Origin of the sequence: Bacillus cereus group sp. MG20 (genome assembly GCF_040459885.1) — a bacterium.
GTDB classification, from domain to species: Bacteria; Bacillota; Bacilli; order Bacillales; family Bacillaceae_G; genus Bacillus_A; species Bacillus_A cereus.
Genome location: NZ_JARVHF010000001.1, coordinates 3,495,045 through 3,509,897, shown reverse-complemented (window position 1 = coordinate 3,509,897; position 14,853 = coordinate 3,495,045). Strand labels below are relative to the sequence as shown.

The window sequence follows — 14,853 nt, the reverse complement described above, 5'->3', positions numbered from 1 at the left end:
TTTCTTATATTTCAATCTTCTCTTTTTATTTTTTTCATATATATGTATATAAACAAACTTGGAACTAAAAAACAAGCAAACATAATAAGTCCTGTCATACTAATTTCCTTTATCGAAATATCTGGTGTTACAACGATACAAATAGCTAAAATCCCAATAATAATACCCACCGGAATGAATAATAGCTTCATAAAATAACGACGCGACACTCCGCCCGTATGCTCATACACTTCCACTGAATTTTTCAGATTTAAAAAGTTAATAATTATTATCCCGCCCATAAATACCATTAATAAATCCGAAACATTTTCATATCCTGCCCCTTGCAAGACATAGCGGTAAAAGACGATAGCTAGTATGACGATATTTTGTAAGATGAAAGCTAATCTAATATGTTTTAACCCTTCAATCATTAAACGTTCATCTTTCACGATTTTCATCCTACCACTCCTTTTCCTCCCAAAACAAATCATTCAACGTTTTATCTACTGCATAACAAATTTTTAAACATAAATCTAAAGATGGATTGTATTTCCCCTTCTCAATTAAACTAATCGTTTGCCTTGTAACGCCTACTTTTTCTGCTAATTGTTGCTGTGTTAAATCTAACTGAACACGCGCGACTTTTATTTTACTTACAGCCATTCATGTTCCTCCTCTACCTCTATTGTAACATATATATTCCATTAAGTAATTTATATTTTACGAAATCAATTAAGTTTTCACCTTATCCCAATTGGTGCGGGCTAATACACAGTGAGGATATCCCCTACTGCCTATAGTTTCACTTTATTATACACAAAAAGGGAGCCTCCCATAAGAAGGCCCTCTCCTATATTTATATTATAAGAATAAATGACATCCAAATAAGAATGCAAATAAGTATAGTAATGGATGTACTTCCATCCCTTTACCCTTCACAATTTTCAAGACTGGATATACTAAAAATCCAATTGCGATTCCATTTGCAATACTAGATGTTAACGGAATACCTATAAAAATTAAAAATGCTGGTAACGCATCTTCAAATTCATTCCAATTAATATCTCGAATGCTTTGTGCCATTAAACTACCTACTATAATTAACGAAGGAGCTGTAATAGCGGCTACACTTGATAAAGAAGCAATAACAGGACTAAAAAATGCCGTTATAATTGTTAGACCAACAACTACAATCCCTGTTAATCCAGTTTTACCACCTGCAGCAATACCTGCTGACGATTCAATCGTCGCTGCTGTTGGGCTTGTTCCAAAGATAGAACCTGTAGTCCCGCCAATTGCATCTGCAATAAACGCTTTACCAAAACGCTTCTCTGTATTGTCTGTAATTAAACCTGCTTGTTTAATTAAACCAAGTAATGCACCTGTTGTATCGAATAAAAGTACAAGTAAAAATGAAAATACAACACCATATAATCCGTATTCAATTACATCTGAAAATGCATTGATTGGGTTTGAAACGATAATACCCTCTGGCAAATGAGGCATCGCCACAATTTTATCAGCAAACTTCAATTGCCCTGTAAAGAAGGCGATAACTCCTGTCACAATCATACTAATAAATAATGCACCACTCACACGTAATGTCATTAATACCGCCGCTAATATTAAACCAATTAAAGTTAAAATAACAGCTGAAGAATGAAAATCACCAATCGTAACTAAATTAGATGGATGATCCACGATAATTCCAGAAAGGCGCAATCCAATAAAAGCAATAAATAGTCCAATTCCACCTGCAATTGCATGCTTTAAACTATCAGGAATTGCTAAAATTAACTTTTGCCTAAACGAAGTAAAAGATAATAAAAGAAAAATAATCCCTGTCACAAATACAGCTGAAAAGGCAACTACATATGTAATCCCTTCTGCCTTCTGTACAACAGAATAAGCAAAATATGCATTCATTCCCATAGCTGGAGCAATAACAATCGGGTAATTCGCGAAAATCGCCATACCTACTGTTCCAACAACGGTTGCAATAATTGTTGCTGTAAACGCTTGGTCAAATGGTACACCTGCATCAGATAATATTTTTGGATTGATGACAAGAATATACGCAAATGTAAAAAAAGTTGTGATGCCAGCTAAAAACTCTTGCTTCACAGAAGTGTTATATTTTTGTAATTGAAACATGCTTATGTACCCTTCCTACACCTGAATTATTATCACACATTCTTTTTCTTACTAGTATGTGAGAAAATATAATACTTAATCTTAACAATCAATAAAAAGAAGAGTCAATATATTCCCTAATAGTTCGAATTTTAAGTTTAAGTCTGACAAGTACAGATGTAGTACAGTTCATTATGATTATTTTTGTAGCATAACAGATAGAAATGTTTTATAATTTGAAATAGTTAAATATTTAGTAAACGCATTCAAATATCGTTCACTCTACAAGGGGGAGTCTTCTTATGCAGCACACAAACAAATCTGGAACTTTAAATCGTGGTTTAAAAGAACGACATATTACTTTAATGTCACTGGGCTCAGCTATTGGCGTTGGGCTATTTTTAGGATCCGCTTCCGCGATTAAACTAGCCGGTCCTTCTATTTTACTAGGCTATATGATTGCCGGACTCGTTATTTTTTTCATTATGCGAGCTCTCGGGGAAATGGCAATTGAACAACCTGTTGCCGGTTCTTTTAGTAAATATGCATATGATTATATCAGCCCACTCGCTGGTTATATTACTGGTTGGAATTACTGGTTCTTATGGGTGGTTACTTGTATGGCTGAAATTACAGCAGCTGGCATTTACATGCAGTACTGGTTCCCAGATATCCCGCGCTGGACTTGGGCGTTACTTGCTCTATTGTTAATGAGCGCTTTTAACTTCTTATCGGTAAAAGTATTTGGAGAACTTGAGTTTTGGTTTGCTCTAATTAAAATTGTCACAATTATCTGTATGATAGTAGTCGGAGCTGGTATTATTTTATTCGGATTCGGAAACGGTGGTATCGCTACTGGTATTTCAAACCTTTGGTCACATGGTGGCTGGTTCCCAAATGGTTTTTCTGGGTTACTACTCTCCATGCAGATGGTACTATTCGCTTATTTAGGCGTTGAATTAATCGGTGTTACAGCTGGTGAAGCTCAAAATCCGAAGAAAACACTCGCAAAAGCAATTGATAACGTGTTTTGGAGAATATTACTGTTCTACGTAGGAGCTCTATTCGTTATGATGGCAATTTATCCATGGAACGAACTTGGTGAGAAAGGAAGCCCATTCGTATTAACATTCCAGCAAATTGGTATCGCAAAAGCAGCAGGTATTATTAATTTTGTCGTATTAACAGCAGCTCTTTCTTCTTGTAATGGCGGTTTATTTAGTACAGGCCGTATGCTATTTACATTAGCTCAGCAGAAAAAAGCTCCTGAAAGATTTGGTCGTTTAAATAAAAATGGCATTCCAAGCCAAGGAATTGTAGCAACTGCTATCGTTTTACTCATTGGCGTTATATTAAACTATCTCGTACCTGCAAAGGTATTTACATGGCTTACTAGCATTTCAACTTTCGGCGCAATTTGGACTTGGGGCATTATATTAGTCGCTCAAATTAAATTCCGTAAAAGCTTGCCTACTCAAAATAAACAAAAGTTATCGTATAAAATGCCTTTATACCCATTAAGCTCATATTTCTCACTCGTTTTCCTTGTATTAGTACTAGGTATAATGGCGTATTCAGAAGATACACGAATTGCATTGATTGTCGGCCCAATTTGGCTTATCGGCTTAGCAATCGTATATTACATGAAAGGGTTTCATAAGATTGATGAAACACCTAACTCAAAAATTAGTTAAGCAAAGCACCCCTTCCTTATTACTTGGAAGGGGTGTTTTTATATCTATATAAATATTTCTCAACAAAATTCACGGTATTTTTACAATCTTTTAATATTTTTTATGTTTTCCGTCTTTATTTTTACAGAAAAATAAATTACATTATTAAAGCACATATATTTATTATTAGGGGGATTCTTCTATGAAGAATAAAAAATGGATTACATTTTCTTTAGCAACAGCAATTACACTAAGTATAGGGACCTCGTTCATACCGTCTACTTATGCCGAAAGCTCTGTAGACCCAGCTCCTGAAATTGCTGCAAAAGTTGTAAATCAAAACAATGGGAAGAAAGTATTATTCGATAATACACACGGTCAAACTGCTGGGACAGCTGACTGGGTTATTGACGGCGGCTTTTCTGACTTCGGAAACGGCATTGCAAAAAACGGTTATCACGTAAAAGAACTTCGTAAATCAACACCTATTACGTACGAAGACTTAAAAGGTTACAATGTATTTATCGTTCCAGAAGCTAATATTCCTTACAAAAAATCTGAGCAGGACGCTATGTTACAATATGTAAAAAATGGCGGTAGTATCTTCTTTATTGCCGATCATTACAATGCGGATCGTAATAAAAATCGCTGGGACTCTTCTGAAGTATTTAATGGATATAGACGCGGTGCTTGGGATAATCCAGCAAAAGGAATGTCTAATGAAGAAGCAAATTCACAAACTATGCAAGGAGTAGAAAGCTCTGATTGGCTATCTGACAACTTCGGTATTCGCTTCCGCTACAATGCACTTGGTGATGTTTCAGCGAAAACAATTGTATCGCCTGAACAATCTTTCGGAATTACAAAAGGTGTTTCTTCTGTAGCAATGCATGCTGGTTCTACTCTAGCAATTACAAATCCAAAACTAGCAAAAGGACTTGTTTACCTTCCAGAAAATCCATCAAAATGGAATAACGCTGTTGATAGTGGCGTTTATAATGGCGGTGGTATTGCAGAAGGCCCATATGCTGCAATTGCAAAAGTAGGACTTGGAAAAGCTGCCTTTATTGGTGACTCTTCTCCTGTTGAAGATGCTACGCCAAAGTACGTTCGTGAAGATTCTGGCCAAACAAAGAAAACTTACGATGGTTATAAAGAAGAAAACGATGCGATTTTATTAGAAAACATCGTAAATTGGTTATCGAATAAAGAGACATTTACAAGTTTAGATCAAGTAAATGGTTTACAACTTGATTCACCTACAGCTCTACAAACATTTGAACAGCCAAGCTTATCAACAGAACCACAACCTGAACCTTGGAGTGCACCAAATGCAGGTTATCAATGGTTTAATACAAATACTTTTAAACCAGGTTCATACGGTTATAACGGTGCGGTAACAACAAGCGACTACGTCGTTACACACCCTAGCATTCTACCAAACAATGAAATTTTCCAAATGAAGATTCAAGTAAACAACTTACTACCTAATACAACTTATAACAACTATTCTTTAGGTATTTTCACTACTGGTGGAACACAAGTAGCAAAAATTCAAAATACAAACGGCACTTGGCCATCTGCTTTTGGATATAGTAGTGCCTTCTCTTTCACAACAAACAGCTTAGGCTCTGCTGAGAAAGTTGTAAATGTACAGATTGATTCAAATACAACTGGACAAGCAACGCTTCGTCTACGTCAAAATACAACAGCGAAATATAATGAAACTGTAACGATTAATAAAAAATAATGAAAAAGGCAATCCATACATGGATTGCCTTCTTTTCACTTCTCTTCCTTCGAGAAAAACATTCTTGAAATAACGATACCTATACTACCGACGATTAGGAATAACACTGCCCTAATCATCATCGAAACCTCTGGTAAGTCAAGTAGGAATAACTTCCCTACCGTTACTACTAATACGATTAATCCAGCATATAATATTTCATTCATCTGTCTATAACGGCCAAACCAAACTGCAAATAACGCATATATCATCCATAATAACGATACAGATACGCTAATTATACTTCCATCTGTAGAAAGAACTTCACCAATTCTAGTGATTGTAATAAATACAATGACCATTAACCAGTAGAGTGCTATAGAGTACACATACTTACCAAAACTCGCTAACACTTCTTTCGCCTGTCTCATGCAATAATAGAACGTTCCTATTAAAATAAGATGAGCAACAAAACCTGCCGAAATAAATTGATCAAACGGGCTAAAAATCGTCTGTATCATTCCAATTGCGTAAATCGTTGCACTAACATACAACTTTATCTGTTGTTTTCCTTTAATAGAAGTAACCATACCGAGGAAACCTTGTAACAATAGTACGATCGCTGCATTCACTAAACTATACTCGTATAAAATCGCTAAACTAAATGCTCCCATTGCGAAACCAAATAAGAGATTTGTAAATGTAGAATGTCTATTTTTCCTATATTCAAATACGAACATAGCGGCATGCACGAGTGCACTAATAATTAATCCCCATGTTGTAAAATCAGGTATTTTTGAAATAGCTAGTATAAAGAACACTGCATTCGCACTAAATATCGCCAAACGCGGTTCTGGTATAAAACTTCTCTCCGTAAACATATGCCAAAATAATAGTAAATGAATCAAACCATATACAATCGTTAACTGTATTTGCAAGTTCTCTAATAATATTGACATAACAGCAAAGAAGACAAAAAGAACAATGGCCGCAACAGCGTAAGAAATCATATATAAATATTTATAACGATTTTTCAATCCATACCATAATAAACTAAGTGTTAACACTGTCTCATATCCAAAGAAAATATAAGGATTAGGAGTCGTACTATTTAACAAGAATGGCACGAAGAACGCTCCTACCGCTACGAAGATAGTAAGGTATTCCGAGTTATATCTTTTCGCTAAATAAATCCCTAAAATAACCCATGCAATATTAAAGAGAAACGCGATACTTGCCGGAATAAATGCATACAAATAATGTGCCGCAAACGTCGTTAAAACAATCCCCGAAATACTTCCTCCAACCAATACTAATCCTAACGCCTGCCGCTCTCTTTTAATTTGAATATCTCCTATATAATACAAACCGATAGATAATGCGATACCAAACACAATTCGTATTGCTGGTGTTAATAAACCAGCATCTACCCCTGCTTTAAATAACCAGATCACTCCAAGCAACATAATACCGACAAATACACGCGGTAACCACGTTTGACAAAACTTAATAATATTAAATGGCTCTGGTTTAAAAGCAGATATATCTACTTGTTTTACCTCATATTCTTGCACAGGCTCTTTTATCGTAACTATTTCTTCTTTTGGCTTTTCCTCCATTACCGTTTCAATATATTCTTTCTTTTCCTTACTAACATGTTGCTGAGCGTTCTCTACTTCTATTTCCCTTTGCTTCACTTTTAATTCAGCAAGTGCTTCTTGAATTGTTTCAATTGCCGTTTCGAGTGCTTCTATTTTCTTATCCAAATCCTTCTTCATACGCTACCCCCTTATTCGTAACTCTCATTAAACCTATATATTACCAATTATCTTTATCATACTCTTAGTCTATTCATTTTCAATAGTATTTTTTCCAAAAAAAGAAAGATGCCTTCCCAAAATAGGAAAACACCTTTTTACTCATTTATTCTTATTTAGAACAATGCTAACGATGACACCAACACACACGCCTATAATAGCTGGAACTATCCACCCAACACCTTCTGTATAAAATGGAATGTATTTTAATACTGACGTCCACTGATTCATCATTACATTTTTATTTAAAATATCAATTGCACTAAATATTGCTACAAACCAAACAGTTACTGCATATACGTATGCATACTTCCCAATATACTTATGGAATAACCCTAGAATAATAAGCGTTAATGCAATTGGATAAATAAATCCAAGAATTGGTACTGATACTTTTAAAATTTGCGTTAATCCTAAATTAGCTAAGATCATACTAACAACGCTTACTATAAATGCCCACACTTTATAAGATACTTTCGGAAATGCACTCGCAAAAAATTGACTACAAGACGTAACAAGTCCAATTGAAACACATAAACAAGCGATAGTAAAAATAAGACCTAATAAAACGACTCCGCCCTGTCCAAATAATGTAATCATAACTTGTGCTAACACTTTCGCACCGTTATCAAATGTTCCTAATGAGCCACTAATTGCCCCCACATATCCAAGGATGACATAAATAATAGATAATAATAGTCCTGCTCCAATTCCAGCAATACTCATATATTTCGCTAAACCTTTATCATCTTCAATACCCTTTGCACATAATGCATTTGCAATCACAATTCCAAAAATTAAAGCAGCTAACGCGTCCATTGTTAAATATCCATCTAAAAATCCTTGAAACATAGGAGCTTGTCCATAATTCCCCGCAGCCTCTTTCACGCCACCTACTGATGTAAACATACTTTTTATAAAAATAATGGCAATCATACATAATAATAATGGTGTTAAAACTTTCCCAAACAAACCCATTAACTTAGATGGTGATAAACTTAACCAATAAACAATACTAAAGAAAATAACTGTATAAAACAATAATACTCCGCTTCCTGCTTCAGGGAATAACTGACCTGGCCCCATTTCAAAGGCTAAACTTCCCGCACGTGGTATACCAAGCCCAGGTCCAATAAATACATACACGATACATGGAAAAATAATTGCAAATGAAGAATGAACTCTACCCGCTAACGTTTGAAAACTTCCTGCTTTTGCAATAGAGATAACACCTAATATAGGAAGACCTGTTGCTGATATAATAAATCCTACTAATGAAATCCACACATGTTCTCCTGCTTCATATCCAAGAAAAGGTGGGAATATAAGATTCCCTGCTCCAAAGAACATCGAAAATAACATAAGACTAATAAGTAAAATTTCTTTTTTCTGTAACAATTTCATTTCTTTCTCCTTCTTTAATTTTATCTCTTATGAAATCAATTCCACATATAAAAAAAGTACAATAACCTGCTTCCTTACAAAGAAAACATAGTCCATAGTCTATCACAAAAGAAACACCCCTTCTATAGCTATCCCCCTTTTCCAATTTCTTCTGAAAAATCAACCTTTATTGACTTATAATAGTTAATAAGGTAAAATATTAAATGTACAAAATTATTAACTTTGTTTTTGTTTGTGTCAGGAGGAAAATAAAATGGAATCAACGATACAACTAGAAAGAGAACAACAAAGAAAAAAGAAACATCCTCCAGGTTTATACTTACTCTTCTTTACAGAAATGTGGGAAAGATTTAGTTACTATGGATTACGAGGATTATTAACATTATATTTAACGACAGCTTTAGTAAGCGGTGGTCTTGGGTTTAGTCCCGCATGGGCACTCTCTATTTACGGATTTTACACTGGAGCCTGTTATTTCACACCAATGATTGGTGGATACTTAACAGATCGTTTTCTAGGTAGACGAAAAGCGATCACAATTGGTGGTATAACAATGGCAATCGGTAACCTTACACTATTTGCCTTGCAAAACCAATTAGGCCTATACCTCGGATTAGCGCTTATTATTATCGGTAACGGATTCTTCAAACCGAACATCTCTACACTGGTTGGAGAATTATACGAAGAGAACGATCCAAAACGTGATAGTGCATTTACCATTTTCTATATGGGTATTAACGTCGGGTCATTTTTAGCTCCACTCGTTTGCGGATTTTTATCAGAAAATTTATTCAAAACAACAGTTGATGGCGTTGTACATTACGGATTCCGTTACGGTTTCTTAGCCGCTTCAATCGGAATGATTATTGGACAAATTTTATTTACAACACTATCAAATCGCTTCCTTGGTAATATCGGTAAAAAACCAACTCGCGATTTACAAACAGCTGCTGGACAACCATCAGTAGGAGATACACCATTAACAAAAAAAGAAAAACAACGTACCGCAGTTATCGTCATTTTAACATGCTTCGTTGTCTTCTTCTGGGCTGGCTTTGAACAAGCTGGTAGCTCATTAACATTATATACAAACAAATTTGTAGACCGCTCTGTGTTCGGATGGGAAGTTCCAACATCTTGGTTCCAATCGGTCAATCCATTATTTATTATTTTGCTTGCTCCAGTCATTTCTGCATTATGGGCAAAACTTGCAACTCGCAAGCGCGGTGATTTAAAAATCCCAACTAAAATGGGACTTGGGATGATCTTGCTCGGTATCGGTTATATCATTCTCGTTATCGCAACATTAAAAACAGGTAGTGATGAACATAACATTACAGAAAAAGCAAACTTACTATTTATCGTCTTTACGTATCTTTTCCATACGTTAGGTGAGCTATTCTTATCACCTGTCGGACTATCAATGGTTAGTGCGCTTGCTCCGGTAAAATTAGCATCTTTACTAATGGGTGTATGGCTAGCAAGTTCAGGTATCGCCAACATTTTAGGCGGACAACTTGCAAGCTTCACAACTTCACTTGGATACGCTGAAGTATTCACAGTTATTGGCGCTGTGGCAATTGTATTAGGTTGTGTTTTATTATTAATTTCTAAGAAATTAGTGAAATGGATGGATTAAAAAAGATGAGGAATTTCTCCTCATCTTTTTTTATGCTGTTTTACCTTTTTCGATTGCTTGTTCGTACAGCTCTTTATGTTCTTTATATTCACTTGGTACGAAACTCTTATAGAAGAATGAGAACCAGCTGTCTCCCTTTTTATACCCTTCTTCTCGAATTTCCGCTGCTTTTTTATTCGATTTAAATCCTTCAGTAAACCATTTCTTTAACAATTCATTTCTTTCATACTTAGCAGGAACTTTTAAATCATAGTTTTCAAATGCATACTTATAGCCAGCTTTTTCTACTGCCTTTTTTGTAGACTTATAGCCTTTTTCATACGCTGTTTCATATGCCTTCACGTATACTTCTTTCTCTCTATTTCCAGGATTCTTTTCAGCTAGTTCTTTCCCTGTCTTTTCCCCTAACTCAGCTTGCTCTTTTTCAATTTTTTCTGTTCTTTCTTTATTCCCTACTTTGAATCCGTCTGCAATGTTTACCTTAAACTCTGGAGCAACTTGACTATCGTCCATCGTCTCTTGTGCTAAACCTTGTTCTTTTCCTTTTTCAAAATGCGTTTTCTTCTGCTCTTCTAAAGACCATGCGGCTGCATAAGTCGCTTTAAACGCTTGTTTATATGCATCAGATTTTCCAGCTACATGCACTTCTGCATCATTTTTTCCTGCTTTAAAATCAGTTTCTCCATTCTTTTGACCTTCAAGTTGACCTTTTTCCATATCAGCTTGGCGCTGCGCTTCCTCTTGCTTACGTGCCTCTTCAGCTTTTCTTTGTTCCTCGGCTACACGCTGTCTCTCTTCTTCAGCTTTACGCTGTGCTTCTGCAGCACGTTGTTTTTCAGCCTCAGTATTGCGCTGTGCTTCTGCTTGTCTCTCAGCTTCTACAGCACTATTATTATTCTGGCTAGGAGCTGGGCTCGTTGCACCACTACTAGAGGCTGGTTTATTGTGATAATGATATTCCCCGTACTGTAATCCCCATTTCTCACAATTTGTACGACACGTATGTCCGCCATTAGCATCTGTACGCCCTGGATGCGCATAAGCTGAAATTGGAGCTACCAATAACGCTATACTCGTTGTTAAAAGAAGTTTCTTCACCTGTTGTCTCACTCTTGTTCCTCCCAAAATATAGAATTCTAACTTTATTATACATAAATAGAAGAATACTTAAATACCAACCAAAATAATCTATTATTTCTCAACATTAGTAAAAAAGAAGGTGAACTCTTTAAAAAGTTCACCTTCTTTTTTACTTCTTCGCCTTCGTTCCTACTAAATCACCAGCAACAACATAACGCTTAGAATTATCCTTTACAGATACACATGTAATAAGCGTTATCTCATCTTTCCCATGATCCTCTACAACTTCCCACTTATCAGGAGTTACTTCAGATACACCAGTAACCGCATACTCATATTCATTTTCATTGTCATACAAATAAATTTTATCGCCTTTTTTCAAAGAAGCTATATCACTAAATAAAACACCTTTTTTAGACATGTTATGTCCTGCTAGTGCGTAATTCCCTTTTCCCATAACTTGATTCTCTTTTACTGTCGCTGCACCTGATAATAAGTTTTTTTCAGTAGAAGCTTTTAAAACAGGCAGTTCTACTGAAACACTTGGAATCGAAATACGACCGATTACTTGTTTCTTATCTAATGATGCATTCGCTACTTCCGCCAAGTCTGGTTGATTAATTTTGGAAGCATCTACAAATTCCGTCTCATGCTTTTCATAATCCATCTTTTGAACAGCCTGCACATTTTCAGTCTGTTTCTTTTCAGCCTGATATCCATCATAAAATGGCTTTCCAATTAACACGCCACCTACAACAAATAGAAGGATTGCTACTATACTATAAATTCTTTGCTTATTCATATACAATTCCTTTCCCTTACAAAATCTTACTCTATATAAAATGATAAAATAATATCGCTATATGTACAAGTATTAGCTTAAAAAGAAACCTTCTTGCCGGTGCAAGAAGGTTTCTTTTTAAGCTAATTTATTTCTGTATAGTGATACGTGAAATACTGTCATTTGAATAAAGAAAATAGAAAATAGAATATATAATGGGTATCCAGGAAGATATTCATTAATAATAGGCGAAAAAGTTAAAAATCCAACTGCACAAGGTAACACAAACCATAACGATACAAATGTTGTTCGACAAGCTTTATCCGTAATCGCTTTTTCACGTTCATCTTCTAGTGGAAATAATAATGGATACATCCAAAAAGATAAATTCTTATATTTTTTCTTTTGAATTCTATAAAAAATTGTAACTATAATAGCTCCAATAAATAATAAAATAAATGGTACTCCATTAACCGCTACTTCAAACGTGAATTTCTCGTTTTTAAATATATCTGCTAACTCTGTAATAACACTATAAAATTCAACAAATGTCCAGCATGCTAGTACAGTATAGAGTACATTTATAATATAAGAAAAACCAATTCTATTCATCCTCTTCCCCCTCCTTATTTAAAACAAACACGTCTTCCATCTTTAACTGGAATACATCACAAATCGTCAATGCTAGTAACAATGAAGGAACGTAATCCCCTTTTTCAATTGCTGCAATTGTTTGTCTCGTTACTCCAACCTTTTCTGCTAATACGCTTTGTGTAAAGTTAAAACGAGCTCTTAATTCTTTTACTCTGTTTAAAATGGTCAAATTTACCACCTCTCACCGTTATTGTATGCTATCCTTAACAAAATGTAAACTCAACCTAACATTATTATTATAAAAAAATCCAACTCTACGTATTGTAAAGTTGGATTACTTGTTAGTTTAAAATTGTAACTTTAACTGTTCTTCTGCCCCAGCTACTTGATGAACCTTTATCTGGCATTAAAACATCAATTCTATGCCCTTTAATAGCCCCACCAGTATCGGCTGCAATTGCTACTCCATAACCTTCAACATTTACAGTCTTACCTAATGGAATAACATTTGGATCTACAGCAATTAATTTCATTCCTGGGTTTGCAGTTAGATTATAACCTTTACCACCTGGTCCCCATGCAGAAAATACTTGTTGACCTGGTGCATAACCATTTTCCCCTGGATCAGCTGTATAAGCTGTAGCTTCTACATAAATTTCTTTCCCACCAGCAGTTGGCTTAGAAGATGGTTCAGGTTGTGCAGGTTTTGCAGGTTCTACCTTCGAATTATTATTAGCAACTGGTTCAGCTGGTTTACTAGCTTTTTCTTGCTTTTGCTTTTCAGCAATTTCTGCTTGCGCTTTCGCTAAAGCTTCTTGCTCTGCTTTTGCAGCCGCTTCTGCTTTTGCACGCTCTTCTGCCGCAATTCTTGCTGCTTCTTGCTCACGAGCAATCGTTTCTTGTACTGTCTTCATATTTGATTCAATTTTAGCTTTTTCTTCTGCTGCTAAATTAAGTTGACTTGCAACCTCATTATATTTAGCTTGAACTGTTTGTAAGTTATCTTGACGTTTTTTCAAGTTATCTTGCAGTTCAGCTTGCGATTTTGCTAATTTTTGTTTGTCTACTACTAAAGATGCTTCTTTTTCGTCAATTGTTTTCTTATCTTCTTCAATTTGACGAAGATCTTGTTCTTGTAGACGTAAAATTTCTTTATCAGCTTCTAGAATAGTAGAAACTGCGTTCATACGTTGTAAGAAGTCTGCAAAGTTTTTTGACTCTACTACAACTTCTACTACTAAACTTGTATTTGAACTGTTTTGAACAGAAACCATACGTTTTCTCATAATATCTTTACGAGCAAGGACTTTATCCTCCAAAACGATAATTTCTTCCTTTTTTTGTTCAATCTGCTTATGTGTTTCATCAATTTTACGTTGAATAGCAGCTTGATCCTCTTTATTTTTTGCAATTGTATTATTTAAATTATGTAGTTCGTTTTCGATACCTTTAATTTCTTTACTAACAGCTTGCTTCTCTTGCTCTTTCTTTTGCATTTCTGCATCGTTTTGTTGCAATTGCTGTTGCATGTTGTTAAGTTTCTCGTCGTTTGACTCTGCTTTAACAGCGACTGTACTAGAAAGACCGATAATTCCTGCTAATACTAGACAGCTGATTCGCTTAAAATAGTTCATAATCCGACTCCCTTCTTATACAGTTATACATGATTTATTTTACAGTTTGTTTACAAAACGATTAAATACAGTTTATTTTTCGTGACAAAAAAAAGAGAATTATGAATAAAATGTAATAGATTCTTAAATATTTAACAATTCCTATATTTAAAAAATACAAAAGATGCTAAAATCCAAATATAGAGAAAATATAACTTTCGAAGGCGGTTGAAATAAATACATGTTTACTCAAAAGAAATCACTCCAACATACAATTGCTCAATTAGAAGAGCGTATACAAGAATTAGAAGCAGAATTAAAACAAAAAGATATTGAAAAACAAGAGACTATTTCTACTATCCACGATCGTGTACAAAGCGTTGTCCAAGAGCACCAACTTGTAAATAA

13 protein-coding genes are annotated in these 14,853 nt (G+C 35.0%); 3 read left to right on the top strand and 10 right to left on the bottom strand.

What is annotated here, in order from left to right; genetic code table 11:
• Positions 1–11: 11 nt before the first annotated feature.
• The 3 genes from QCI81_RS17885 to QCI81_RS17875 all read right to left on the bottom strand — a co-directional run bounded on the left by QCI81_RS17885 (position 12) and on the right by QCI81_RS17875 (position 2,136).
• Positions 12–440 (bottom strand): hypothetical protein, encoded by a 429-nt coding sequence (locus QCI81_RS17885; protein ID WP_063546476.1) that lies wholly within the window; start codon positions 438–440, stop codon positions 12–14.
• Position 441: 1 nt separating this feature from the next.
• A complete protein-coding gene (locus tag QCI81_RS17880) occupies positions 442–645 on the bottom strand; it encodes a helix-turn-helix transcriptional regulator (RefSeq protein WP_000301183.1) in 204 nt (67 codons plus the stop codon).
• A 198-nt stretch (positions 646–843) separates the two neighbouring features.
• Positions 844–2,136, bottom strand: coding sequence for an NCS2 family permease (locus tag QCI81_RS17875; protein ID WP_071732209.1), 1,293 nt, complete (start codon positions 2,134–2,136; stop codon positions 844–846).
• Positions 2,137–2,417: 281 nt separating this feature from the next.
• Between QCI81_RS17875 and QCI81_RS17870 the strand changes: the two genes are divergently transcribed.
• Positions 2,418–3,809, top strand: a complete 1,392-nt coding sequence (locus QCI81_RS17870; protein WP_001164901.1) for an amino acid permease — start codon at positions 2,418–2,420, stop codon at positions 3,807–3,809.
• Between the two features lie 181 nt (positions 3,810–3,990).
• Entirely contained in the window at positions 3,991–5,538 is a 1,548-nt protein-coding gene (locus QCI81_RS17865; protein ID WP_000791514.1) for a DNA-binding protein, read from the top strand.
• A gap of 35 nt (positions 5,539–5,573) precedes the next feature.
• On the opposite strand, the gene QCI81_RS17860 is transcribed toward QCI81_RS17865, so the two are convergent.
• Positions 5,574–7,295, bottom strand: coding sequence for a DUF2339 domain-containing protein (locus tag QCI81_RS17860; RefSeq protein WP_063546474.1), 1,722 nt, complete (start codon positions 7,293–7,295; stop codon positions 5,574–5,576).
• A gap of 141 nt (positions 7,296–7,436) precedes the next feature.
• On the bottom strand, positions 7,437–8,738 hold the full coding sequence (brnQ1, locus tag QCI81_RS17855; RefSeq protein ID WP_071732210.1) for a branched-chain amino acid transport system II carrier protein BrnQ1: 1,302 nt from the start codon (positions 8,736–8,738) through the stop codon (positions 7,437–7,439).
• 253 nt (positions 8,739–8,991) lie between these two features.
• Here brnQ1 and QCI81_RS17850 point away from each other — a divergent pair, with 253 nt between their 5' ends.
• Entirely contained in the window at positions 8,992–10,377 is a 1,386-nt protein-coding gene (locus QCI81_RS17850) for a peptide MFS transporter (RefSeq protein ID WP_000446273.1), read from the top strand.
• A gap of 30 nt (positions 10,378–10,407) precedes the next feature.
• On the opposite strand, the gene QCI81_RS17845 is transcribed toward QCI81_RS17850, so the two are convergent.
• The 5 genes from QCI81_RS17845 to QCI81_RS17825 form a co-directional block, all read right to left on the bottom strand.
• Positions 10,408–11,487 carry a YHYH domain-containing protein gene (locus QCI81_RS17845; protein WP_071732211.1) on the bottom strand — a complete coding sequence of 360 codons (1,080 nt, stop codon included), beginning with the start codon at positions 11,485–11,487 and terminating at the stop codon, positions 10,408–10,410.
• Positions 11,488–11,626: 139 nt separating this feature from the next.
• Positions 11,627–12,259 carry a class A sortase gene (locus QCI81_RS17840; RefSeq protein ID WP_001041724.1) on the bottom strand — a complete coding sequence of 211 codons (633 nt, stop codon included), beginning with the start codon at positions 12,257–12,259 and terminating at the stop codon, positions 11,627–11,629.
• A 117-nt stretch (positions 12,260–12,376) separates the two neighbouring features.
• The gene (locus QCI81_RS17835) at positions 12,377–12,850 is read right to left on the bottom strand and encodes a DUF2178 domain-containing protein (RefSeq protein WP_071732212.1); all 474 of its coding nucleotides are present in this window, start codon (positions 12,848–12,850) and stop codon (positions 12,377–12,379) included.
• On the bottom strand, positions 12,843–13,061 hold the full coding sequence (locus tag QCI81_RS17830; RefSeq protein ID WP_000154019.1) for a helix-turn-helix transcriptional regulator: 219 nt from the start codon (positions 13,059–13,061) through the stop codon (positions 12,843–12,845). Before QCI81_RS17830 ends, QCI81_RS17835 begins: the two co-directional genes overlap by 8 nt.
• A 112-nt stretch (positions 13,062–13,173) precedes the next feature.
• Entirely contained in the window at positions 13,174–14,466 is a 1,293-nt protein-coding gene (locus QCI81_RS17825) for a 3D domain-containing protein (RefSeq protein ID WP_071732213.1), read from the bottom strand.
• Between the last annotated feature and the right edge of the window lie 387 nt (positions 14,467–14,853).

Excerpts from the sequence above, each read along its gene's own strand:
- QCI81_RS17840 (WP_001041724.1), bottom strand. The coding sequence starts at position 12,259 with ATGAATAAGCAAAGAATTTATAGTATAGTAGCAATCCTTCTATTTGTT.
- QCI81_RS17860 (WP_063546474.1), bottom strand. The coding sequence starts at position 7,295 with ATGAAGAAGGATTTGGATAAGAAAATAGAAGCACTCGAAACGGCAATT.
- QCI81_RS17865 (WP_000791514.1), top strand. The coding sequence starts at position 3,991 with ATGAAGAATAAAAAATGGATTACATTTTCTTTAGCAACAGCAATTACA.
- QCI81_RS17850 (WP_000446273.1), top strand. The coding sequence starts at position 8,992 with ATGGAATCAACGATACAACTAGAAAGAGAACAACAAAGAAAAAAGAAA.
- QCI81_RS17885 (WP_063546476.1), bottom strand. The coding sequence starts at position 440 with ATGAAAATCGTGAAAGATGAACGTTTAATGATTGAAGGGTTAAAACAT.
- QCI81_RS17875 (WP_071732209.1), bottom strand. The coding sequence starts at position 2,136 with ATGTTTCAATTACAAAAATATAACACTTCTGTGAAGCAAGAGTTTTTA.
- QCI81_RS17870 (WP_001164901.1), top strand. The coding sequence starts at position 2,418 with ATGCAGCACACAAACAAATCTGGAACTTTAAATCGTGGTTTAAAAGAA.
- QCI81_RS17825 (WP_071732213.1), bottom strand. The coding sequence starts at position 14,466 with ATGAACTATTTTAAGCGAATCAGCTGTCTAGTATTAGCAGGAATTATC.
- QCI81_RS17880 (WP_000301183.1), bottom strand. The coding sequence starts at position 645 with ATGGCTGTAAGTAAAATAAAAGTCGCGCGTGTTCAGTTAGATTTAACA.
- QCI81_RS17835 (WP_071732212.1), bottom strand. The coding sequence starts at position 12,850 with ATGAATAGAATTGGTTTTTCTTATATTATAAATGTACTCTATACTGTA.
- brnQ1 (WP_071732210.1), bottom strand. The coding sequence starts at position 8,738 with ATGAAATTGTTACAGAAAAAAGAAATTTTACTTATTAGTCTTATGTTA.